The following is a 22,097-nucleotide window of genomic DNA, read 5'->3' on the forward strand; positions in this document are numbered from 1 at the left end:
AACTCTATGAAAACACAAAATGGTGAAAATATTATGGATCAAACTGACTCGGATCAAAACTCAGTCGTTGATGATGACAGCAACGCCCTTGCTCCAGCTCTTGCTGAAGAGAGTAACCGAACGGTGCAAGAAATCGTATCGAAACATGGTTTAAAAGTAATTTTGATTCAGACGCTAATCATATTAGTCGCAATCATTATCATCGGTCTTCAGGGTTACTGGCTTCACCAGAAAAAAACCAAATATATTGCAACGAATGGGGGCATGATCACGGAAGTACACCCAACCGATGAACCGGCTTACACAGCGGAAGAGGTGATGGACTTTGCCAACCGTACAATGATCAAATCGCTTTCGCTGAACTTTGTGAATTACGAAAACCAATTAACCAGCGTCCGTGGCGATTTTAGCGCTGAGGGGTACGTTAGTTTCCGTAAAGCGCTGACCGATAGTGGACTGCTGAAAGATATCAGTGAAAAACGTCTGAACGTAAAACTTTCCACAACACCAGGAACCCTGATCACGGAAGGTCTTATCCGTGGCACCAAAACCTATGCCTGGCAATACCGTATTCCGGTGACTGTTCAGCTTGTTGGTCAGGCTCAGGACTACAGACCACAACCTTACGATTTGATGGTTCAGGTACGCCGCGTCAAAGAAGACGAAGATCCACGGGGTATTCAAGTAGCGCAGGCCATTCTCAAACCCCGGAACTACTGAGGTCAATCATGAAGATTAAACTGTTAACTGTACTTATGGCCGCACTGTTTTCGGCAAATTCTGTATCTGCAGCTGATGCACCGACTGGTAATGGAGCGCCGCAGCAAACGGCGCCAGCTGTGCCTGGTGGTGATATTGCTCAATGGCAGCAGGCCAGTTCCGGGTTGCCCGTAAATCAGCAGTCACAGGTGCAACAGCCACCACAGCAAACAGCACAGGAACAAGGTCAGCAGCAGGCGCAAGGCCAACAACCACAGGCACAGCCCCAACAGCAGCCAACTACTGCACTGCCTCCTGCACCCATGCCGCAGATTCCTCCACCACAGCAGCAGGTTACTCATGTTAATCCGCAGACACTGGAAGAGTTACCTGCACCTGTTCTGCAGCAGATCCAGCCTATTACCCCTGGTCAGGTGCGGTCTGCCCGCAGCGCAATGGAAGATATGAGCGCGGCGGCCAAAACCTCACCATTAACGCCGATCCCACGAATTTCAAGCCAGACGGTATCACTGTCAGCTGGTGCATCCATTCCGCAGGTACGGGTATTTCCAAACCAGGCAACGACAGTGACGTTTTCAGATGCAACCGGACACCCCTGGGTATTAGGTGCCCCTCCATATAATTCGAGTCCCTGTGCTTCTGGTGGTGAACTGTGTGTTGGCTATATTCCAGGATCGGCGGTATTCACAATCCAGCCTACCAATGCCTATGCCAGCGGGAACATCACAGTGCTTCTGAAGGGGCTGGCCACGCCGGTCATTATTAACGTGAAGGGGGCAGAACCCTCCGTTAAATCAAAAACCGTTGATGTTGATTATCGTCTGGATCTCCGTATCCCGAAGCGCAGTCCTGACACACCGGTTTATACCGCTACGCCTGAGAAAAAAATCTCACTGTATGACAAGCAGCTGCAGAGCGTGCTCGATGGCATCCCGCCTGAAGATGCTCAGCGGTTGAAACTTAAAAACGCGCCAGGGAGTACCAAAGTCTGGCAGATCGGTGATGAGCTCTACGTCAGAAGTAACATGCAGCTGCAGGATGAGTTTGAAAAAACGCTTTCCGCTATCGATGGCACACATGTTTACGTGCTGCCGGCAACACCAGTGCTGACTTTTTCTGTTAATGGTCAGGCGCGTGACGTTGAAGTTGAGCTGAATTAAGGGGAACGACGATGGCTACAGATAAAGGTAAAGAAACCAGAAAAATGATGCTCTACGTCGGTGGTGCTGCTGCAGTGGTGGCGCTTCTGGGAGGGTACTGGTTGTTTGGCTCATCAGATGAGCCGGCAACGGGAGGGTCGCAGGTGAAAGCCCAGGGGCTGGAAGGGAAAACTGGCAGGGAAAAAGCTAATGATCCCCAATACAACAAGCTGCTGAATGAGTGGAATGCTGATAATTCAGAGAAAGCGGCGCTCACGGGGGATAGCTTCATATCCACGTTGTCAGCCAGTAACCCGGTGGCCGTTGATTACGGCACCAAAGCACCACCACCAAAATATTCGTGGGAATCGTCAGCAAAACCGTCGGGCGATAACAGTAAGGCTAATGATGCTGAGCAGAAAGAGCGTGAGCGTCAGGCTAAAGCGGTGGCTACGTTACTGCAGAAAATAGACCAGGCCAGAACACCGGTTGTCACGGGTGTTGCACTTGCAACCTCTCTGGGAGCTGAGGGAAATGACAAGAACGGCGGGACTTTCTCAGGGTGGACCGATTCGGTCTATCCGCAGAACAAAAAGCCGGATGCTGAAAAACAACAGGGGGCGAAGAATAAGGTCAAAGATAAAGGAGCCCGACTTGTATCGGCTTACACGCTTGTGCCGGCAGTAATGGATACGGCGATGGACAGTGACGATCAGAACAGTATTGCTATTGCCCATGTTCCAACTGGAGCGCAGGCCGGCGCCAAATTCTATTCTGGCCAAAACCGTCTTGCCGGCGATGGTATTCGAATTCACTTCACCGGCATGGAGCTGAACGGAGTGCAGTGTAAGGTCGATGCGTATGGCGTGGCTTCCGACTCGTTGCGCGCGGCCGTTTCCTCAAATGTAAATAACCGCTGGTTCAGCCGTATTATTCTGCCGGCTGTCGCTAACGGATTAGGCCGAACTGGTCAGCTGTATGCGGACAGCAATTCGCAGATGATTATCACTGACGGCGGGAACGCATATCGTTCAACTGGTACACCTGATGGCAAAGCGGTTGCCGGTACCATTATTGGCGGGATGGGTGAGCAGGCAGGGCGTGTCCTGGCCGACGATGCAGCCCGCCTGCCGGTGAAGCAGGTTACGGTTGATCGTAACCAACTCATAGGCATCCAGTTTGTCGCGCCGGTGTATGAAAGCGACTGTGGCGAGAATATGGAAAATGCTTCTGCAGAGCAGGCGCAGCAGCAAGCAACTCCGACACTTTCTAGTGTGCAACCTCAGCAGATGCCTCAGCCTCCGGCTCCTAATTACCCTCAGCAAAACTTTCCAAGCTACCCCGGCTACGGGTATGGCTCCAGTAACCCGTATTACCGTTAAGGAGATTGATAATGAATCTGTTTGAAGATGACAATAAAAACGAAGCAGCTCCTGCCCAGGAACCGGTGTCTGCTAAGCCTGCTGAAAAGCCAAAACCGACAGTGACGCCAGCAGCAAAAGCGAGCAAAAAGCCGCTTAATATCAGTGACTATGCATGGATTGGTGGTATCGCTGTCATCGCTATCCTGCTTTTAGTCTGGTTGTTTGGGGGCTCCGATAGTGATACTGCGCCAGCGACGGGGAATGGGGCGATCCAGTCTTCAGCGCAACGTCCGCGCGTACAGTCTGCCCCTGCCGGGCAGGATTCTGGTGACTTCCGCGAGCAGATTTCCGGGATTCTGCTGCAGCAAAAGGAACGGCTGGACGCGATAGAATCAACTTCTAAAAATGGAATGATGATCCTTTCCAGTCAGTTACAAAGCGCTAATGAACAAATTAAAAATCTGAACAATCAGGTTCAGGAACTGAAAATGAAAGCCGCTGGTTATGGGCCCTCATTTGGTAATCAGAGTGGAACAATTTCCGGTTCAACGTCACAGGCATTACCTTTGTTGAGAGGTTTTTCAATTAATGATTTATCTGGCGATCTTGCTTGGGTAAAATACAAAAACCAGACGTATGCTGTGAAGGTCGGAAGTCAACTTGGCGGAGTCACCATTACGGGTATCGATACTGAAAATAGAATCGTTACAACAAGTAAAGGCCTAATCCGCTAATCAGGACCTAAAAAGGCGAAACTATGGATTTAGAATCGGTATTAATTCAGGTTGCTAACGGTGGTCAGGAACCGCTGACAAGGCTAATCATAGGTGTCGCTGCAATCGTTGGGATCATTGGTGTTATTGGATATCTGATGAGCCTGCGGAAGCAGGCCAGGCATTCTACCAAAGGTGTTGAAGTTGGCAGAATTTTTGCCGGGATCATCTTCTGTGTATGCCTCATCACGCTGAAAGCACAGATGAACTCAGGCGGTGCCACTTTAGGATTTGGCGATGTCAGTTTCGGACCCGTCAGTTATGCGAGCGAATCTACGTTTGGCATGGGAGCCGCAGCAGTCAACGCAGTGCTGGGGATTGTTAGAATTCTCGGTGCATACTTTTTTTACAGGGGTATTAAGGGGTTGAAAGACTCTTACCTTGAGGGCCATACGGAGCTGTCAGCTTCGGGCACGAGAGGGGCATCCATTGTGAAAATTGTATGTGGACTACTTCTGATGTTCGATACACAAACGCTCGATGCGTTGCAGAGCACATTAAACATTCACTGGTAATCAAAAAGGATACTTTATGAAAATTGTTAAATTTATCAAAGACAAGGCGTTATCTGCATCCATCGCAGCGTATCAGCTGCGCGGAACGGTAGCAAAATCGTTAGTGGTATTGCCCCTGGCATTACTGAGCAAAGAGGCTGCAGCTGAAACGACTGTCTGGGAAAAGATCAATACCTTCACGGAAGGTATGGCCAGTACCCAGCCTGGTCTGATTACCGCTGGTAAAGTGGTTGGTGTTGTGTGCTTCATCGTAGGTCTTGTAGCTCTGTGGCTCAAAAACAAACGCGGGAAAGATATCAGTGGCGGCTTCATCTTTTGGTCAATGGTTGTTGGAGCCTGTCTGGTCGGCCTGACCGCATGGATCTCTTCTGTTGGTTCAACCGTTGGCGTTGACGCAACCCTGTAATGTCCTTTCGGCCCCGCCTTGCGGGGCCAATACCGGAGTTCCCCCATGAAAGATTTTAAGCTCACCAGGAATGAACAACCTGCCAGATGCCATGTGTGCGGGATAAAGAGCAAAGATGTTTTCTCCCTCGCAGAAGATGGACAGAAAGAGAGAATGCTTTGCTCTGTATGCCTGTCGCTCGAACACCCGGAGAAAATGAAACTAGAGACTCAAACCGGACTTTTGCTGAAGAGAAATACAAACCGAAAACTCTACAGCCTGTTGTTTCGTTCAATTGCAAAAGCGGAAAAGTCAACGGACGATTCTTACCGTGAAAAGGCACAGAAACTTAAACAGATATTGCTCAGCACAACTGACGTAGTTCTAAACGAAACCGGCAGTGATGATGGATACGATTTACTGCACCTGATAAAAAAACACCATCAGTTACTTCCCATGAATTTTGACGATGAGTTTGTCACTTCTGTCGCAGAGTCAGACGAATTGCCGGATGTAAGTGACTGGAATGAAATTTACAAGGGTAAGAGAGGTTTTAAATGATTTCTTTCTTTGAGGATGTGATCGAAGGTATCTCACGCAATCTTACGTCAAATGACTCGTTAAAATACTGTGATTTGACAACGGTTGTAGGGCTTACGTCGCAGGATCGCGTTGAGCATCCTGAAATCAGGGCTCCGTACATTCTGACTACGAAGAACAACGATTTTCTTACCGTTATTGAGGTTCAGGGCGCTAAATCATCGTTTGACGAGAAGTCGTTTAATGACTTCATCATGCACCTTTCAAACTCGTTGTCGAATTCCTTTATTAACAGTGGCCATAAGCTGTCTGTGGTGTTTGAGCGCGACTTTACCAAGAACCAGGAAGAACTGAATAATGTTTATAAACCGCAGGTAGCAGCAATAGAGCGCCTGCAGATAGACATTAAAGACCTGATCGCCGATGACGCAAAAAAAATTGCTGCCCATTACAGCCGTGAACGCGCTTACATCGTGCTGTATACCTCGAAGGGGATGATTGCGAAGGATGAACTTAAAAACGAGCAGGCAAAAGCTGCCGGCGTTATGAAGGATATCCCGCAGACTCGCTTCAGTCAGAACCCAATCGAATTTCAGCTTGAAGGTTTGAAGATCACGCATGACGCGATGCTGTGGCGGCTGATTGGTATGCTTCAGGGGGATGATGAGTCGGGGATGGGGCTTCTGGTTGATGTCCTCGATGTCAAACACGCCGGCGCCATGATGCGTCAGATGCTGTTCCGGAACTCAACATCAGAAAACTGGTACCCTCGCACGCCGTTTGACCAAAATCTGCGAGTTTATGGCGCTCCACGGAAAGGCAATATCGACTCAGTGCTGCCGCCGCGGCTGAATATCCAGATCATGGAAGGGGAACTGGAAGAAGATGGTGGCCTGATTTACTGCGATGGCAAGTATTACGGCTCTGTTGCCCTTGAGTTGCCACCACTTCACCCTGTCAAATTTAAGCAGTTATTCAACGCGATTAACCGGAAAATCCCGTACCGGATAAAATATGACTTTATGGGCGGGGGCAAAAAAGCACTGTTCTGGCCATCAGTGATCATCTCTTTCCTTCGTTTCATTCCCTCACTCGGTACTATCGCGCGTGATATGGATTATGTCGGGGCCCAGAGCGAAACCGATCCAACGGCTATCATGGCCATCAACTTTGCCACCTGGGGTGACACTAAGGATGAAGCCAAACGCAACCTGGCGGCTTTAACTAAGGCGATTGAAGGCTGGGGTGTATCAGGTGTGTCCAAGACGTATGGTAATCCAGGTAGCGCACTGATTGCATCCGTTCCGGGGCTGACGACGGCCACACCTGGCTCATTGCATTATCCGCCGTTGAGTGAAGGCTTGCGGATGTTACCTTTTGAACGTCCGGCCAGCCCCTGGCATGGTAAAGGCAATATCAACTTCATCACGCTCGATGGCAAGCTGTTCCCTTATCAAATCGCCAGTCCCCTGCAGGAGAAATTTACCGATGTCATCACCGGTGTTCCTGGTTCCGGTAAAAGCGTGCTGGCCAACCGTCTTAACCTGAGCGCGATTTTCCGGGCAGATAAAAAATTGCCTTATCTGACCATCATTGATAAGGGATACAGTGCGAAAGGTATTGCCGACCTGATTTGGGCTGAATTGCCGGCGGATCTACGACACCTGGTTGCCAGTATCACCCTGAACAATGACGAATCGCACTGTATTAACATCTGCGATACGCAGTTAGGTTCAAGGTATCTGACGCAGTTTGAGGAAGTATTCTTAAAGCAGATGCTTAACGCATTCTGTATTGATCCGGCAATTGGCCAGCCGCCAGATGCAATGAGCGTTGGCCAAATCGTCAGTAAAGTTGTATCAAGAGTATACAAAGCAAAAGCTCATTCTGACGCAAATAAGTTTAAGTTTAACGATCCGGTTGTTAATGAAGCTCTGAAAGTATCTGGTCTGGATACAGAGCTCGGTGAAGACTGGTTTGAAAAAGCTACATGGTGGGAAGTCGTTGATAAGCTGTTTGCCAAAAAATATTTCCATGCAGCGACGGTTGCCCAGCGTTATGCTGTGCCGACCATTTACGATTTCATTAGCGAGCTACAAGAAGAAGGTTTTAGTAAGCAATATGCGGATGTAAAAGTCAATGGAAGTGAGCCTGTAGTAAACTTTGTTGCACGTTGTTTCCAGGCTGCCGCTGCTGACTATGCCATTTTCTCTGGGATCACGGTTTATGATTTCAGCCCAGAGACTCGTATTGCGATCCTGGATATGCAAAACGTGCTCGGTGACAGAACGACACCTGCAGGCAAGCTCAAATCCGGCATTATGTATCTCTTTGCGCGCCAGATGGCAGTGCGTAACTACTATCTGCCTCAGTCAGCAGAAACCTTCATTCCTGCTTTACCGGAGCAGTACAGGGCATATCACCAGGCGCGCATCAGGGAGCTTTCAGAAGAGGTTAAACATACCTTTTATGATGAGTGTCATAACTTTGCCGGCATCGACTTTATTCAAAATGCGCTGAATACCGCTGACCTTGAAGATCGTAAATTCAACGTCCGTACTGCGTTCTCGTCTCAGTATCTGAGCCATATGCCTTCGAGCGTGCTTAAAACCATGAACAGCCTGTTTATGATGCGCCTGACGGAAGGGGATGAAGAGTATCTGAAGCAATTAGAGATAAACATCCCGGCCGATATCCTGCGTCGTTTCAGACAGCTTCCGCAAGGGGTTTATCCGGACGGAAGTGGTACTGCATTTCTCGGTATTTTTAAAACGAAACGTGGTCTGATTTGCCATATTCTGAAAAACACATTAGGTCCAAAACTGCTTTGGGCACTGAACTCATCTGCAAAAGATAGGGCGCTCAGGGATGTGCTTTATGAAGAGCTGGGAACGAAACAAGCAAGGGAAGTATTAGCAAATAGATTCCCTATGGGAAGTGCATCAAGTATCATAGATGAAATGGTGGTCAATCAGGGTGGTGAGCGTGATTCAGAAGAAGAATCACAAACTATGGCGATGAAACTCGCTAAAGAAATCATTTCTGATGTGAGAAGGGGATTCAGATGATAAAAATCGGAAACGCAAAACGGTCAGTGATGGCCGTTTCAATTCTGGCCTTCAGCGTACAGTCAGCATTTGCCTATACGGTCAACGTTAACAGCAGCATTCCCATCTCAACGCAGGTTATGCCGGCGTTGAGCACAGCTAATGGCCTGTTAGGTAACATCCAGGCCACGCTGATTAACATTGGTACGGCAATCAGCCAGCAGGGCGATCGCCAGGCAGCATTAATGCAGCAGGTGGCTGAAACTAACCGACAGTTCGAAGTCGAGCAAAAACGTAATGACCGGCTGCTGCAGGCACAGGATAAGTACCGTGTTCCGGATGATATTTGTGCGCAGTCTATTGGCGGTGGTGCCGCGGGGGTATCCTCTGCGGCCGCTGGCGGTCAGCGAACGCTGGGAAGCGCCAGTTCTGCGAAAGATGTAAAGGCCATTTTTGAAGTGCCGGCACGCGCAACCGACGTGGACGCTTCTTCAACGGCCGAAGTTCACAGCCAGTATTGCGACAGTTCGGATTATGCTGCATTTGGCGGGACTTCATTCTGCCCAAGTGTATCTGACATGCCGCGGGCAGATACGTCGCTGAGCTCGTTGCTTTATGGCGCCGGCAAAGAAGGCAAGGCACCTGATCTGACGTTTACAGATGAGCAGACAGATGCGGCGCTGCGTTATATGAAAAATACCGCGTTGCGCAGTGCTGGTCGTCAGCTGAGTCGTGGGGAAGTTAAAGGCGCCAGCGGGCGAATTTACCTGGGCATGATTCAGCAATACCAGGCGCTCACCGACGCGGCCGCACAACCTCAGATGGAAATGATCGCCAACTCCAAACCGAACCCGGCCACTGATGCCGCGCTTGCAGATGCACGCAAAGTGCCGGAAGTCGAATCCTATTTCCAGGCGACGGCCAGTAACAGGGCGAAACAGCTTAACCGTATGTCTGCCAGAGAGTTTGAGGAATTCGAAGTAGGTCGCCGTTACAGCAACCCTGCTTACCAGGCGACGTTGACCAACAAGAACACCGAAGATTTGATGCGTGAGCAAATCAATATCGCCAATCTGAACAACTGGTTAGTGCTGAAAACCAAACAGCAGCTGGAGAAACAAAATGTGCTGCTTGGCCAGATCCTGGCGAACGACGCATATCAAACATACAAACCGATGCTGGCAGCACAGCTGGAGAGTGTGAACGCGGGAGTATCCAGAAAATGACCGACGAAAATAAAACAGGGGATAAAGACACAGCCAAATCAGGGAAATTAAAAAAAGGCCTTGATGTTGTAACAGGCGTCAATGACCTCCCGGAAGGGAAGGCTAAACGAACGATATATTATATTACAGGCATCAGCGATATATATTTTATTATCGCGTCAGTAAAGCAAACATTCAGCCTGCTCTTTCAGCGGGCTTCATTCGTTAAGAAGCAAATAAAAAACCTTGATGGCCCACCTGTTGATTCTGATGCAAATCAGCCGTTCGCCGAAGTTATGAAACGGAGCAATAGACCTATTTCAGAATTGTTGGATAAGGCCAGTTTATACAAGAAATACTGGCTTTGTTGTTTTTTTGCATTAGTCCTCATTCTGCTTTTTTTAACGTCTGGTTATGCCAGATTGCTTCTAAATGGCTCACCGAACATGAGCTTGTTAAGAGCAACTCTCACCTGTGGCGTCCTGTTTGCTGCGGGGATCTTTGCTTTCATTAAGGCTCTCACATGTGAGTTTATGGGGTGGCAGTTACGAAACCAGGCTCACTCTGATGCAGAGCAAGGTACGTTACGTTATTTCCTTAATGATGGGGGAGTGCGTAATACATTTAATTTTTCGCAGGCTGGTCAAGAGCGGGGGCCACATGAGTAAATTAAAAAGGTTGCTTCTATCTCTTTTCGTTGTGGCGTCGCCTTCATATTCAGCGGATTTGGGGATTGATGGCATAACTGAAGCGGCTAAACGTTCAGGTGACCTATCGCGTCAAATGTTACATACCGTATTTGGTGAGGTAGTTAATAATCCGTTTAGCCCTTCCGGCGATGGCTTGCTTAATAACGTTTTCTTCACTGTCAACGAAGTTATAGCGATTCTTGCCCTCGTCTATATGGGGATAATCAGCATTAAGAAACTTCACCAGGCAGGTCAGTTGGGAAGTTTTATTGAGGGTGATGGCAACAACGCATTCAAAATTGTTAAAACGACTTTTGGGTGGTTGTTGCTTGTACCTACCGTTGTCGGTTGGTCTGTGGCACAGCTGCTTTTTCTATGGTGCGGTTCAATCATTGGCGTAGGATCTGCCAATGTTATTGCAGACAAAACTGCTTCGGAATTAGCGAGTGGTAAAGCTGTCTATATAGCCCCTGTTATGCCAGAAATGGCGTCTGTTGCAAAAGGGATGTTTGAAACAAACCTTTGTGCTTTGGGTGTAAATCAGGGGATTGCTCAAATGGAGGCTTCTGGCCAACATTATGAGAATAACGCCAGAATGCAATACCAAACAGGTGATAGCACATATTCGATATCTGTAAACAACGGCTCAGCTGTATGTGGGACCGTTTCGCTGCCACAACGTCCAGCAGGATGGACTTCTATCTTCGCTAGCGGTTATGCGGATTCCGTCTACAGCGTTCAGCAACAAGCAACGGACACGTTGTGGGGAAAAATGAAGACTGCTGCAGAACAGTTTAATGCAGCATATATGGCAAAAATGCGTTCCGGGGACGGTGAGCTGCCAGATGTTGAAAGCGCGATCCAGACTGCTGCGCGTGATTATCAGCTTCAGGTTCAACATGCTGCTAATTCAGCAGCCGGTGACGACGAAATTGTTCAAAAAATGGAGTCGGATATCAAAGAGAAAGGGTGGCTATATCTTGGTGTGTACTATCACACATTAGCTACTGCGAATACCGAGATGAAAGATGTTGCTAACCTGAAGCCGGTAGTTTCAGGAATGAGTAACGATGGCGATATCGGCTCTATCGATTACTTTAAAGGCTTGTTCCAGGCTTACCATTCTCAGCTGAAAAATAGTAATTATACGCCGCCTCTTGGCACCGAATCTAACGCACTTGCAAGGAACATTGATCAAAAAAGCCTTGAAAATGCCGCCACAACTGGAGACGGAACGTCCCTTATTACAAAAATTTTCGACTTCAACGTTACAAACTGGCTTGCAACGAGTAACTACGGCACTGGTGATGGTTACAGTGACGTGACCAACCCTTTACTCAAAATGAAAGCTATCGGCGATTACACGTTAGGTGTAGCTGAGGTTGGACTCGCCAGTTGGACCGCTATCAATGTTGCAGTGAAGGTTTCAGAAGGGAAGAGTCTACCCGGTTTTGCTGCGGGAATGATGAACAAACTTACAGGGATTCGAGATGCTATTGCTGGCGTATTAGAATCGGTTTCGTTCTTGGTTTACCCGCTGTTTTATAGCCTCTTTGGTATCGGTCTTGCGCTATCTATCTGGCTGCCGTTTATACCGATGATTTATTGGTTTGTAGCTATGGCAGATTGGCTGGTTACGCTTATGACAGGTGTATTGGCGTCTTCCCTGTGGGCAGCTACCCATATCAACATTGGCCAGAGTAATGATGAGCGGAGTACATATGGTTATGTGTTCCTTATCGATGTAATGATTCGGCCGATGCTCATGGTAATGGGGTTTATTTTTGCTTCACTGGCCATCGTAGCTTTGGGAACGGCGTTAAACATGATGTTTAAATTCGCTATGGAACAGGTCCAGTCTGACTCTTTCACTGGCCTGCTGTCATCGATCGGATTTTTGATGTTATATGCAAGGCTTTGCACAGGTATGGTGGCTCGCGTATTTGCACTTCCTGCGAGGATGCCGAACTATGTTATAAACTGGATTGGACAGAAGATGAACGATTCAGTGTTGGGTGATATGCAGAACCATGTTCATGACATCTTTGCTGCGTTCGGTCGTGGAGCCAAAAATATGAACCGTAACAACCCTAAGCAATTTAATCCTGACGCAGGTGTAGATAAGAGCAAGGACGGCATCAAAGGAGCTTAAATATGAATGCGTTATCAAACACTGACTTTAAGAAAATTAGTAACAATGCGCGTCCTAAAAGGCTTGGATACTACGCATCATGGCTCTGGATGATGTTTGTATTCCTCTTTCTGTTCGTTAGCGCTTTCGTGTTTCTGAGCGGCTTATACTGGACGATTAGAGACGGTTCAATTCAGGAGCACTGGTTTAGTACAGTCGGTATCTTTGTGATCGATTCAGTGCTGATCTGGATGTTGAAAAAGGACTTCAGGAGCCGCAAGCTCTACCAGGTAACTGCTTCAATGAAAAACTCTGGTTTCTTTGAACCTCATAAGGACTGCGAGCACTATGACTTGGCCCGGAGGACTTACATAGGCTTTGACTTCAGTACTGGAATCATAGGAGTAGCATCCCTGTATGCCACATCCAGTATTAAACGTGAGCGGCTATTTTTTGAAGCCGAAACAGTCGAGTCATGGGAGTCAGTCGGCAGGGAGTTAATCATAAACCTGCGAAATACGGGGCTTACGACGATAACGATCACAGCTCCAAATATCAATAAAGCGTACAGGGATATGGAAATCATCTGCAGAACGCATAAAAATAGGGATGAAAACTATCAGCATCTGAAGAGTAAACTGACAGACGCTGGATGGTTCATAAACAGCAATTATTGAGTTTAACCCGCCGAATATGGCGGGTTTTTTGTGTATACTCAGGTGGTTATAGTCGTTTGTAGTCGGAGGGCTTGTGAGCAGAGTAGTTGAGCGGCAGGTGCATAAGAGTAACCTGGATAAGCAGAAGGATTACAGGAATCGCATCAGAGATACTCATGACCAGCTAAATCTTTATCTGCCCAAAGATGCAAAAAGAATGTTGATAGAGATCACAAAAGTAAAAAAGCTCACTCAGGCGGAGGTTATTGAATTTCTTGTGAAAAGTTATTACGACGGCTTAAAATTTGACGATTCTGAAGAGTGAGGTTACTCTGTAACTGCGGGATCGCAGGTATTGCCCCGCTTAGAAACGCATGATATGTTAAGCGGCGTTTACATAACCTTACGGGGTTATTACAGAATTTAGCACGGGAAGAGCGGCCCGGAGATGTACCGCTTAGGAGTGGCAGGAGCCACAAAAAGTAAAACCCCCTGATCCTATCTCAGAACTTTGGCCGGCTCAGAATAGAATCAGGGGGTACAAACTGCCCACTGGCAGAAAGGATTATAGCAAATGCGTACCCTATTGCAATACAGCCCGGCCAATATGTGCAGGGGCTGGTGAATCAAAAGAATCCATACCTACAGCTTTCTGACATTGAGTCAGTAGAAGGTCTTTCGCCGGAGTTCATCTCCTGGCTAGAAAGCCAATCCCCTAAAGAATCACCCCAGCAGCTGCCTTTAAATGAAGGTGCTGAACCAGCGCGCAAAACCCGCCGTCGTCGCGGTACGCACTCAACGGCGTGTCTCTGCCCGGAACCCAGCTGGTACCGACCGGACAACTTCAAAAAGCTCCCTGGCCAGCTTGGCCATGCCTACAACCGCCTTGTTCGCCGCGATCGTAAAACCGGCGCGTTAAGTCTGCGTATGCGGATCAGCCGCCACCCGTACTTCGTGCAGCTGCGTGAGCAGGCCGGCCGGAAGCGTGACTTCCGCCCGGAGCGGGAGAATCTGCTTGATGCCATCGTGCCGCTTATGGTCAGCACCGTTGACCGGGCAACCCATATAGACACTATCAACCTCAGCAAAATGGCGTGGCAGCTCAGCGAAAAAGACAGCGAAGGGAACGTGATCCGGAAGGTGACGGTTCCGCGGGTTTGCCGGCTGCTGCAGCACATGATGGAGTACGGGTTACTGGTGCTGCCTGAAGGTGTCACATGGGACCCGTTTAACCGCAAGTGGTTCCCCAAGCATGTCGTGCTGACGGAACGGCTCTGGAAGATAATCGGCGTTGATCTCGATAAACTGTATGCGGAGCAGGCCGAACAGGTCGCCGCTGAAGCGGCAGGATGGATAACCCGCGATGAGCATGGCCAGGCGGAAGAAATCTCTGTCAAAGCGGCGCGCCGGCGCTGGTATGAGAACATGATGCACGCCACGCTGGTTCGCCGGCGTGAAGCCGCCCTGAAGGGGAAGCGCGAGAAGAAGCTGAAAGCGCTGGCAGAAAAGCCCTTTGACGACCGTGTATATGCCATGTCCGTTCATCTGATGCGGACGCTGCCGAAAGACGAACTGCACGCGCTGTCGCCTGAACAGTTCACGCAGCGCGTATTCAGCCACCTTTATCAGCTCGATCTGGGGCTGGAGAGGGAAGCAGGCCCCCCTGCTTATCACTGATTTTATCCCCCTGTAATTTTCTAACCGCCGCCTGGCGGTTTTCGTGCTGGCCAGCCGGCGCGACCTGCTCAAATTTCCTCCAGTTTTAACGTGTGGCCATCGTGATTTTTTGACCTTCTGGCGCCGCCGGTGGATAACCGGCAGTGAAATCACCTCTATCCACAGTTATCCGCAAAGGAGGAAATAAAGTGACCTGCAATCGTGGTCAAAGCAAGCTGCAATACACTCTTAACTTCTTTAAAAAGATGTTTATTCAATAAAAGAGATCACTGTTATTCAGGCGCAATTTTCTGTGGATTATGGGAATATGCCTGGCCTTTCAGCGCCGCTACGCGGCACGACGGCCAGAATGGTCGCTATGCTCCCAGGTTAGCACCCGGCAAATGCCGGGCAGGGTGTCCAGCAGAAACCTCCAGGGCAGATTCTTCTTTGCCCCACCGTGCTTTTCCCCGCCGAGCCAACGGCTCGGCAGAAAAAAGCATGATGGATGATGTAACTAAGAACACCCCCGTAAGACGGCAGGGCTGCGACACGCACCCCTGACGTCAACGCTACTACCCACGCGGGCGGTGTGCCGCTAACGTCACACCGCCCGCTCGCAGTAGCCAGGGGGTAATGTGGCCACAGCGTCACCTGCAGGGCAGTCTGGCAGGTAAATCGCCTGCCATATCGTGCAATGCCTTTCAGGCAATCAACGCCAGTTTCAGCTGTGAGTTTTAAAATTAACAGGGAAAAGAGGATCGATTTAGCCGCGGTTATCCACGTCAGCCGCTCGCAGGCGCGTTAAACAGGGTGAAGACAGGGGAATGTTGCTCTTTTTGCAGTGAAGGGGTCAGTTTGGATATAGAGAATTATTGTACGGTAAGCCTGTTTTTTGAACAGACTTACCTATAGGGGGTCGTCTCAGAAAACGGAATCTATGGTCACTCCCGTTTTTGCAACACCGATTTTGACGACAAGTTGGCTTGCTTGAATCTATCCGGCGTCTGAATGGGATTTTATTCCCGCGCCTTGATGAGTTCCGCGCCTGATGAACCTCCAGAAAATATACGGCTTCAATGAGCCTTTCCGTTTTACAGGTTCCTCAACAGGCCGGTGGGCCGTTAGTATCATCAATATCAGTATTCGCAAAACCAGATCAGTAATTCTTTAAACCGGTGTATTTCTGCCGTTATGCTACATAAGTTTGCTGTCGTGCCGTTAGGGCCCAGGCTATTCTGGCCAGCTTGTTTGCCAGAGCACAAGTGACGACAAAGTTGCTTTTCCGGCACAGTAAATCCCTGACCCAATCGGCCAATTTGCCAGACTGGTGTTCCAGTTTTTGTATGAATACCCTGGCACATTGAACCAACAAAGTTCGGATCTTTTTATTACCTCGCTTACTAATTCCCAGCAATGTCGTCCTACCTCCCGTGCTGTACTGCCGAGGTACAAGCCCTGTTGCCGCCGCAAAGTCACGGCTGCTGGCGTACTGCTTCCCGTCGCCAATCTCAGTTGAAATAGTACTCGCTGTCAGTGTTCCGACGCAGGGAATGCTCAGCAAGCGCTGTCCAACCTCATCTTCGTCCAACTTTCGTTTCAACTGGGATTCCAAATCTTTAATCTGCTCAACAAGATAGTGATAATGCTGTTGTAATTTCAGCAATAACTGGCTGAGGTAAAGAGGCAAACTATTATCCTCAAGAATGGTACTCAGTCGACTAAGGGGTTTGAGGTCCAACCGTACGAAAACGTACGGTAAGAGGAAAATTATCGTCTGAAAAATCGATTAGTAGACAAGAAAGTCCGTTAAGTGCCAATTTTCGATTAAAAAGACACCGTTTTGATGGCGTTTTCCAATGTACATTATGTTTCGATATATCAGACAGTTACTTCACTAACGTACGTTTTCGTTCTATTGGCCTTCAGACCCCAATAACGACCCGGCCAAGATAAATCGCATGACGGCCTTTTTGGCCGGGGGTAGCATGACCGGACACTTTGCGTATACCCAAATTAACCGGAGGTGATGTGTTTGAAGGTACAGATTGGTTTGACTATCTGATTGTCGTTTTCAGAAGACGGCTGCACTGAACGTCAGAAGCCGACTGCACTATAGCAGCGGAGGGGTTGGATCCATCAGGCAACGACGGGCTGCTGCCGGCCATCAGCGGACGCAGGGAGGACTTTCCGCAACCGGCCGTTCGATGCGGCACCGATGGCCTTCGCGCAGGGGTAGTGAATCCGCCAGGATTGACTTGCGCTGCCCTACCTCTCACTAGTGAGGGGCGGCAGCGCATCAAGCGGTGAGCGCACTCCGGCACCGCCAACTTTCAGCACATGCGTGTAAATCATCGTCGTAGAGACGTCGGAATGGCCGAGCAGATCCTGCACGGTTCGAATGTCGTAACCGCTGCGGAGCAAGGCCGTCGCGAACGAGTGGCGGAGGGTGTGCGGTGTGGCGGGCTTCGTGATGCCTGCTTGTTCTACGGCACGTTTGAAGGCGCGCTGAAAGGTCTGGTCATACATGTGATGGCGACGCACGACACCGCTCCGTGGATCGGTCGAATGCGTGTGCTGCGCAAAAACCCAGAACCACGGCCAGGAATGCCCGGCGCGCGGATACTTCCGCTCAAGGGCGTCGGGAAGCGCAACGCCGCTGCGGCCCTCGGCCTGGTCCTTCAGCCACCATGCCCGTGCACGCGACAGCTGCTCGCGCAGGCTGGGTGCCAAGCTCTCGGGTAACATCAAGGCCCGATCCTTGGAGCCCTTGCCCTCCCGCACGATGATCGTGCCGTGATCGAAATCCAGATCCTTGACCCGCAGTTGCAAACCCTCACTGATCCGCATGCCCGTTCCATACAGAAGCTGGGCGAACAAACGATGCTCGCCTTCCAGAAAACCGAGGATGCGAACCACTTCATCCGGGGTCAGCACCACCGGCAAGCGCCGCGACGGCCGAGGTCTTCCGATCTCCTGAAGCCAGGGCAGATCCGTGCACAGCACCTTGCCGTAGAAGAACAGCAAGGCCGCCAATGCCTGACGATGCGTGGAGACCGAAACCTTGCGCTCGTTCGCCAGCCAGGACAGAAATGCCTCGACTTCGCTGCTGCCCAAGGTTGCCGGGTGACGCACACCGTGGAAACGGATGAAGGCACGAACCCAGTGGACATAAGCCTGTTCGGTTCGTAAACTGTAATGCAAGTAGCGTATGCGCTCACGCAACTGGTCCAGAACCTTGACCGAACGCAGCGGTGGTAACGGCGCAGTGGCGGTTTTCATGGCTTGTTATGACTGTTTTTTTGGGGTACAGTCTATGCCTCGGGCATCCAAGCAGCAAGCGCGTTACGCCGTGGGTCGATGTTTGATGTTATGGAGCAGCAACGATGTTACGCAGCAGGGCAGTCGCCCTAAAACAAAGTTAGGCCGCATGGACACAACGCAGGTCACATTGATACACAAAATTCTAGCTGCGGCAGATGAGCGAAATCTGCCGCTCTGGATCGGTGGGGGCTGGGCGATCGATGCACGGCTAGGGCGTGTAACACGCAAGCACGATGATATTGATCTGACGTTTCCCGGCGAGAGGCGCGGCGAGCTCGAGGCAATAGTTGAAATGCTCGGCGGGCGCGTCATGGAGGAGTTGGACTATGGATTCTTAGCGGAGATCGGGGATGAGTTACTTGACTGCGAACCTGCTTGGTGGGCAGACGAAGCGTATGAAATCGCGGAGGCTCCGCAGGGCTCGTGCCCAGAGGCGGCTGAGGGCGTCATCGCCGGGCGGCCAGTCCGTTGTAACAGCTGGGAGGCGATCATCTGGGATTACTTTTACTATGCCGATGAAGTACCACCAGTGGACTGGCCTACAAAGCACATAGAGTCCTACAGGCTCGCATGCACCTCACTCGGGGCGGAAAAGGTTGAGGTCTTGCGTGCCGCTTTCAGGTCGCGATATGCGGCCTAACAATTCGTCCAAGCCGACGCCGCTTCGCGGCGCGGCTTAACTCAGGTGTTGGGCATTAAGGAAAAGTTAATGGCAATCCGAATCTTCGCGATACTTTTCTCCATTTTTTCTCTTGCCACTTTCGCGCATGCGCAAGAAGGCACGCTAGAACGTTCTGACTGGAGGAAGTTTTTCAGCGAATTTCAAGCCAAAGGCACGATAGTTGTGGCAGACGAACGCCAAGCGGATCGTGCCATGTTGGTTTTTGATCCTGTGCGATCGAAGAAACGCTACTCGCCTGCATCGACATTCAAGATACCTCATACACTTTTTGCACTTGATGCAGGCGCTGTTCGTGATGAGTTCCAGATTTTTCGATGGGACGGCGTTAACAGGGGCTTTGCAGGCCACAATCAAGACCAAGATTTGCGATCAGCAATGCGGAATTCTACTGTTTGGGTGTATGAGCTATTTGCAAAGGAAATTGGTGATGACAAAGCTCGGCGCTATTTGAAGAAAATCGACTATGGCAACGCCGATCCTTCGACAAGTAATGGCGATTACTGGATAGAAGGCAGCCTTGCAATCTCGGCGCAGGAGCAAATTGCATTTCTCAGGAAGCTCTATCGTAACGAGCTGCCCTTTCGGGTAGAACATCAGCGCTTGGTCAAGGATCTCATGATTGTGGAAGCCGGTCGCAACTGGATACTGCGTGCAAAGACGGGCTGGGAAGGCCGTATGGGTTGGTGGGTAGGATGGGTTGAGTGGCCGACTGGCTCCGTATTCTTCGCACTGAATATTGATACGCCAAACAGAATGGATGATCTTTTCAAGAGGGAGGCAATCGTGCGGGCAATCCTTCGCTCTATTGAAGCGTTACCGCCCAACCCGGCAGTCAACTCGGACGCTGCGCGATAAAACCGCGCAGCGCCGGTTACTTCAACGTTAGATGCACTAAGCACATAATTGCTCACAGCCAAACTATCAGGTCAAGTCTGCTTTTATTATTTTTAAGCGTGCATAATAAGCCCTACACAAATTGGGAGATATATCATGAAAGGCTGGCTTTTTCTTGTTATCGCAATAGTTGGCGAAGTAATCGCAACATCCGCATTAAAATCTAGCGAGGGCTTTACTAAGCTTGCCCCTTCCGCCGTTGTCATAATCGGTTATGGCATCGCATTTTATTTTCTTTCTCTGGTTCTGAAATCCATCCCTGTCGGTGTTGCTTATGCAGTCTGGTCGGGACTCGGCGTCGTCATAATTACAGCCATTGCCTGGTTGCTTCATGGGCAAAAGCTTGATGCGTGGGGCTTTGTAGGTATGGGGCTCATAATTGCTGCCTTTTTGCTCGCCCGATCCCCATCGTGGAAGTCGCTGCGGAGGCCGACGCCATGGTGACGGTGTTCGGCATTCTGAATCTCACCGAGGACTCCTTCTTCGATGAGAGCCGGCGGCTAGACCCCGCCGGCGCTGTCACCGCGGCGATCGAAATGCTGCGAGTCGGATCAGACGTCGTGGATGTCGGACCGGCCGCCAGCCATCCGGACGCGAGGCCTGTATCGCCGGCCGATGAGATCAGACGTATTGCGCCGCTCTTAGACGCCCTGTCCGATCAGATGCACCGTGTTTCAATCGACAGCTTCCAACCGGAAACCCAGCGCTATGCGCTCAAGCGCGGCGTGGGCTACCTGAACGATATCCAAGGATTTCCTGACCCTGCGCTCTATCCCGATATTGCTGAGGCGGACTGCAGGCTGGTGGTTATGCACTCAGCGCAGCGGGATGGCATCGCCACCCGCACCGGTCACCTTCGACCCGAAGACGCGCTCGACGAGATTGTGCGGTTCTTCGAGGCGCGGGTTTCCGCCTTGCGACGGAGCGGGGTCGCTGCCGACCGGCTCATCCTCGATCCGGGGATGGGATTTTTCTTGAGCCCCGCACCGGAAACATCGCTGCACGTGCTGTCGAACCTTCAAAAGCTGAAGTCGGCGTTGGGGCTTCCGCTATTGGTCTCGGTGTCGCGGAAATCCTTCTTGGGCGCCACCGTTGGCCTTCCTGTAAAGGATCTGGGTCCAGCGAGCCTTGCGGCGGAACTTCACGCGATCGGCAATGGCGCTGACTACGTCCGCACCCACGCGCCTGGAGATCTGCGAAGCGCAATCACCTTCTCGGAAACCCTCGCGAAATTTCGCAGTCGCGACGCCAGAGACCGAGGGTTAGATCATGCCTAGCATTCACCTTCCGGCCGCCCGCTAGCGGACCCTGGTCAGGTTCCGCGAAGGTGGGCGCAGACATGCTGGGCTCGTCAGGATCAAACTGCACTATGAGGCGGCGGTTCATACCGCGCCAGGGGAGCGAATGGACAGCGAGGAGCCTCCGAACGTTCGGGTCGCCTGCTCGGGTGATATCGACGAGGTTGTGCGGCTGATGCACGACGCTGCGGCGTGGATGTCCGCCAAGGGAACGCCCGCCTGGGACGTCGCGCGGATCGACCGGACATTCGCGGAGACCTTCGTCCTGAGATCCGAGCTCCTAGTCGCGAGTTGCAGCGACGGCATCGTCGGCTGTTGCACCTTGTCGGCCGAGGATCCCGAGTTCTGGCCCGACGCCCTCAAGGGGGAGGCCGCATATCTGCACAAGCTCGCGGTGCGACGGACACATGCGGGCCGGGGTGTCAGCTCCGCGCTGATCGAGGCTTGCCGCCATGCCGCGCGAACGCAGGGGTGCGCCAAGCTGCGGCTCGACTGCCACCCGAACCTGCGTGGCCTATACGAGCGGCTCGGATTCACCCACGTCGACACTTTCAATCCCGGCTGGGATCCAACCTTCATCGCAGAACGCCTAGAACTCGAAATCTAACGTCCGTTCGGGCATCGAGGTCCATGTCGGGGTGGGACGGGCCCGTGGCTTCAAGATCACTTGCAGTCCGACCGCGATGTCTTGGTTGCGCGAGAGGTTGTCGATATCCTCCACTTCCATCATCAACCCTGGATAATGCCGCCGCCGTCATCGCCGCCGACGCCCGTGCCGGGCTTTTCGGGCCTGTCAGGCTTGCTCGGCCTTCAGCCTGCCTGGGCGAGATCTCCGGCGGACGGATTAACGGCGGAGCTTCGCCGCCTTTCGTGCGTGTGAAGGCCGAAGATAGTTCTCTCAAAAACATCCGTTTATGAGAGATACCAAATGTCATTTTCAGAAGACGACTGCACCAGTTGATTGGGCGTAATGGCTGTTGTGCAGCCAGCTCCTGACAGTTCAATATCAGAAGTGATCTGCACCAATCTCGACTATGCTCAATACTCGTGTGGGCTCTGTTGCAAAAATCGTGAAGCTT

Annotated in this window: 21 protein-coding genes and 2 pseudogenes; 21 read left to right on the forward strand and 2 right to left on the reverse strand. The window is 50.8% G+C overall.

Annotated features, from left to right (window positions below):
• Positions 1 to 6 precede the first annotated feature (6 nt).
• The 15 genes from AB182_RS00395 to repA all read left to right on the forward strand — a co-directional run bounded on the left by AB182_RS00395 (position 7) and on the right by repA (position 14,841).
• A complete protein-coding gene (locus AB182_RS00395; protein ID WP_223294958.1) occupies positions 7 to 720 on the forward strand; it encodes a DotI/IcmL family type IV secretion protein in 714 nt (237 codons plus the stop codon).
• Positions 721 to 728: 8 nt separating this feature from the next.
• Complete coding sequence (locus AB182_RS00400) at positions 729 to 1,880, forward strand: DotH/IcmK family type IV secretion protein (RefSeq protein WP_015062843.1); 1,152 nt, start codon at positions 729 to 731, stop codon at positions 1,878 to 1,880.
• 11 nt (positions 1,881 to 1,891) lie between these two features.
• Complete coding sequence (gene traO / locus AB182_RS00405; protein WP_004206932.1) at positions 1,892 to 3,241, forward strand: conjugal transfer protein TraO; 1,350 nt, start codon at positions 1,892 to 1,894, stop codon at positions 3,239 to 3,241.
• Between the two features lie 11 nt (positions 3,242 to 3,252).
• On the forward strand, positions 3,253 to 3,957 hold the full coding sequence (gene traP / locus AB182_RS00410; RefSeq protein ID WP_004206933.1) for a conjugal transfer protein TraP: 705 nt from the start codon (positions 3,253 to 3,255) through the stop codon (positions 3,955 to 3,957).
• Positions 3,958 to 3,980: 23 nt separating this feature from the next.
• Complete coding sequence (gene traQ, locus AB182_RS00415; RefSeq protein WP_004187478.1) at positions 3,981 to 4,511, forward strand: conjugal transfer protein TraQ; 531 nt, start codon at positions 3,981 to 3,983, stop codon at positions 4,509 to 4,511.
• Positions 4,512 to 4,527: 16 nt separating this feature from the next.
• Complete coding sequence (locus AB182_RS00420) at positions 4,528 to 4,917, forward strand: DUF6750 family protein (RefSeq protein WP_011154472.1); 390 nt, start codon at positions 4,528 to 4,530, stop codon at positions 4,915 to 4,917.
• 45 nt (positions 4,918 to 4,962) lie between these two features.
• The gene (locus AB182_RS00425) at positions 4,963 to 5,457 is read left to right on the forward strand and encodes a hypothetical protein (protein ID WP_004187480.1); all 495 of its coding nucleotides are present in this window, start codon (positions 4,963 to 4,965) and stop codon (positions 5,455 to 5,457) included.
• On the forward strand, positions 5,454 to 8,504 hold the full coding sequence (locus tag AB182_RS00430; protein ID WP_011154474.1) for a conjugative transfer protein: 3,051 nt from the start codon (positions 5,454 to 5,456) through the stop codon (positions 8,502 to 8,504). Before AB182_RS00425 ends, AB182_RS00430 begins: the two co-directional genes overlap by 4 nt.
• On the forward strand, positions 8,501 to 9,709 hold the full coding sequence (traW, locus tag AB182_RS00435) for a conjugal transfer protein TraW (RefSeq protein WP_004187486.1): 1,209 nt from the start codon (positions 8,501 to 8,503) through the stop codon (positions 9,707 to 9,709). The genes AB182_RS00430 and traW overlap by 4 nt, the downstream gene beginning before the upstream one ends.
• A complete protein-coding gene (locus AB182_RS00440; protein WP_004187488.1) occupies positions 9,706 to 10,356 on the forward strand; it encodes a hypothetical protein in 651 nt (216 codons plus the stop codon). The genes traW and AB182_RS00440 overlap by 4 nt, the downstream gene beginning before the upstream one ends.
• Positions 10,349 to 12,529 carry a DotA/TraY family protein gene (locus tag AB182_RS00445; RefSeq protein ID WP_004187492.1) on the forward strand — a complete coding sequence of 727 codons (2,181 nt, stop codon included), beginning with the start codon at positions 10,349 to 10,351 and terminating at the stop codon, positions 12,527 to 12,529. The genes AB182_RS00440 and AB182_RS00445 overlap by 8 nt, the downstream gene beginning before the upstream one ends.
• Positions 12,530 to 12,531: 2 nt before the next feature.
• Positions 12,532 to 13,185 (forward strand): hypothetical protein, encoded by a 654-nt coding sequence (locus tag AB182_RS00450; protein ID WP_004206935.1) that lies wholly within the window; start codon positions 12,532 to 12,534, stop codon positions 13,183 to 13,185.
• A 73-nt stretch (positions 13,186 to 13,258) separates the two neighbouring features.
• Positions 13,259 to 13,489, forward strand: a complete 231-nt coding sequence (repC, locus tag AB182_RS00455) for an IncL/M type plasmid replication protein RepC (RefSeq protein WP_004187496.1) — start codon at positions 13,259 to 13,261, stop codon at positions 13,487 to 13,489.
• Positions 13,490 to 13,738: 249 nt separating this feature from the next.
• Positions 13,739 to 13,789 (forward strand): IncL/M-type plasmid replication leader peptide RepB, encoded by a 51-nt coding sequence (repB, locus tag AB182_RS33310; protein WP_031942489.1) that lies wholly within the window; start codon positions 13,739 to 13,741, stop codon positions 13,787 to 13,789.
• Positions 13,786 to 14,841 carry a plasmid replication initiator RepA gene (repA, locus tag AB182_RS00460; protein WP_015062846.1) on the forward strand — a complete coding sequence of 352 codons (1,056 nt, stop codon included), beginning with the start codon at positions 13,786 to 13,788 and terminating at the stop codon, positions 14,839 to 14,841. The genes repB and repA overlap by 4 nt, the downstream gene beginning before the upstream one ends.
• Positions 14,842 to 16,012: 1,171 nt before the next feature.
• On the opposite strand, the pseudogene AB182_RS00465 reads toward repA, so the two are convergent.
• Both AB182_RS00465 and intI1 read right to left on the reverse strand, forming a co-directional pair.
• Positions 16,013 to 16,546 (reverse strand): annotated as a pseudogene (locus AB182_RS00465) (IS110-like element IS4321 family transposase); the annotation flags it as partial.
• A gap of 542 nt (positions 16,547 to 17,088) precedes the next feature.
• Positions 17,089 to 18,102, reverse strand: a complete 1,014-nt coding sequence (gene intI1 / locus AB182_RS00470) for a class 1 integron integrase IntI1 (protein ID WP_000845048.1) — start codon at positions 18,100 to 18,102, stop codon at positions 17,089 to 17,091.
• Between the two features lie 148 nt (positions 18,103 to 18,250).
• Here intI1 and aadB point away from each other — a divergent pair, with 148 nt between their 5' ends.
• The 6 genes and pseudogenes from aadB to AB182_RS32460 form a co-directional block, all read left to right on the forward strand.
• Complete coding sequence (aadB, locus tag AB182_RS00475) at positions 18,251 to 18,784, forward strand: aminoglycoside nucleotidyltransferase ANT(2'')-Ia (RefSeq protein ID WP_000381802.1); 534 nt, start codon at positions 18,251 to 18,253, stop codon at positions 18,782 to 18,784.
• A 69-nt stretch (positions 18,785 to 18,853) separates the two neighbouring features.
• Entirely contained in the window at positions 18,854 to 19,681 is an 828-nt protein-coding gene (locus tag AB182_RS00480; RefSeq protein WP_001007673.1) for an oxacillin-hydrolyzing class D beta-lactamase OXA-2, read from the forward strand.
• A gap of 135 nt (positions 19,682 to 19,816) precedes the next feature.
• The gene (locus tag AB182_RS00485) at positions 19,817 to 20,164 is read left to right on the forward strand and encodes a quaternary ammonium compound efflux SMR transporter QacE delta 1 (RefSeq protein ID WP_000679427.1); all 348 of its coding nucleotides are present in this window, start codon (positions 19,817 to 19,819) and stop codon (positions 20,162 to 20,164) included.
• Complete coding sequence (gene sul1 / locus AB182_RS00490; RefSeq protein WP_000259031.1) at positions 20,158 to 20,997, forward strand: sulfonamide-resistant dihydropteroate synthase Sul1; 840 nt, start codon at positions 20,158 to 20,160, stop codon at positions 20,995 to 20,997. Before AB182_RS00485 ends, sul1 begins: the two co-directional genes overlap by 7 nt.
• A gap of 127 nt (positions 20,998 to 21,124) precedes the next feature.
• On the forward strand, positions 21,125 to 21,625 hold the full coding sequence (locus AB182_RS00495) for a GNAT family N-acetyltransferase (protein WP_000376623.1): 501 nt from the start codon (positions 21,125 to 21,127) through the stop codon (positions 21,623 to 21,625).
• Positions 21,626 to 21,945: 320 nt separating this feature from the next.
• A pseudogene (locus tag AB182_RS32460) lies at positions 21,946 to 22,014 on the forward strand (EAL domain-containing protein); the annotation flags it as partial.
• Positions 22,015 to 22,097: the final 83 nt, after the last annotated feature.

The sequence above is a fragment of the Phytobacter ursingii genome (genome assembly GCF_001022135.1).
GTDB classification, from domain to species: Bacteria; Pseudomonadota; Gammaproteobacteria; order Enterobacterales; family Enterobacteriaceae; genus Phytobacter; species Phytobacter ursingii.

Excerpts from the sequence above, each read along its gene's own strand:
- AB182_RS00420 (WP_011154472.1), top strand. The coding sequence starts at position 4,528 with ATGAAAATTGTTAAATTTATCAAAGACAAGGCGTTATCTGCATCCATC.
- AB182_RS00440 (WP_004187488.1), top strand. The coding sequence starts at position 9,706 with ATGACCGACGAAAATAAAACAGGGGATAAAGACACAGCCAAATCAGGG.
- AB182_RS00425 (WP_004187480.1), top strand. The coding sequence starts at position 4,963 with ATGAAAGATTTTAAGCTCACCAGGAATGAACAACCTGCCAGATGCCAT.
- traP (WP_004206933.1), top strand. The coding sequence starts at position 3,253 with ATGAATCTGTTTGAAGATGACAATAAAAACGAAGCAGCTCCTGCCCAG.
- aadB (WP_000381802.1), top strand. The coding sequence starts at position 18,251 with ATGGACACAACGCAGGTCACATTGATACACAAAATTCTAGCTGCGGCA.
- traO (WP_004206932.1), top strand. The coding sequence starts at position 1,892 with ATGGCTACAGATAAAGGTAAAGAAACCAGAAAAATGATGCTCTACGTC.
- traQ (WP_004187478.1), top strand. The coding sequence starts at position 3,981 with ATGGATTTAGAATCGGTATTAATTCAGGTTGCTAACGGTGGTCAGGAA.
- AB182_RS00480 (WP_001007673.1), top strand. The coding sequence starts at position 18,854 with ATGGCAATCCGAATCTTCGCGATACTTTTCTCCATTTTTTCTCTTGCC.
- AB182_RS00450 (WP_004206935.1), top strand. The coding sequence starts at position 12,532 with ATGAATGCGTTATCAAACACTGACTTTAAGAAAATTAGTAACAATGCG.
- AB182_RS00445 (WP_004187492.1), top strand. The coding sequence starts at position 10,349 with ATGAGTAAATTAAAAAGGTTGCTTCTATCTCTTTTCGTTGTGGCGTCG.
- traW (WP_004187486.1), top strand. The coding sequence starts at position 8,501 with ATGATAAAAATCGGAAACGCAAAACGGTCAGTGATGGCCGTTTCAATT.
- AB182_RS00395 (WP_223294958.1), top strand. The coding sequence starts at position 7 with ATGAAAACACAAAATGGTGAAAATATTATGGATCAAACTGACTCGGAT.
- AB182_RS00485 (WP_000679427.1), top strand. The coding sequence starts at position 19,817 with ATGAAAGGCTGGCTTTTTCTTGTTATCGCAATAGTTGGCGAAGTAATC.
- sul1 (WP_000259031.1), top strand. The coding sequence starts at position 20,158 with ATGGTGACGGTGTTCGGCATTCTGAATCTCACCGAGGACTCCTTCTTC.
- intI1 (WP_000845048.1), bottom strand. The coding sequence starts at position 18,102 with ATGAAAACCGCCACTGCGCCGTTACCACCGCTGCGTTCGGTCAAGGTT.
- AB182_RS00400 (WP_015062843.1), top strand. The coding sequence starts at position 729 with ATGAAGATTAAACTGTTAACTGTACTTATGGCCGCACTGTTTTCGGCA.
- AB182_RS00430 (WP_011154474.1), top strand. The coding sequence starts at position 5,454 with ATGATTTCTTTCTTTGAGGATGTGATCGAAGGTATCTCACGCAATCTT.
- AB182_RS00495 (WP_000376623.1), top strand. The coding sequence starts at position 21,125 with ATGGACAGCGAGGAGCCTCCGAACGTTCGGGTCGCCTGCTCGGGTGAT.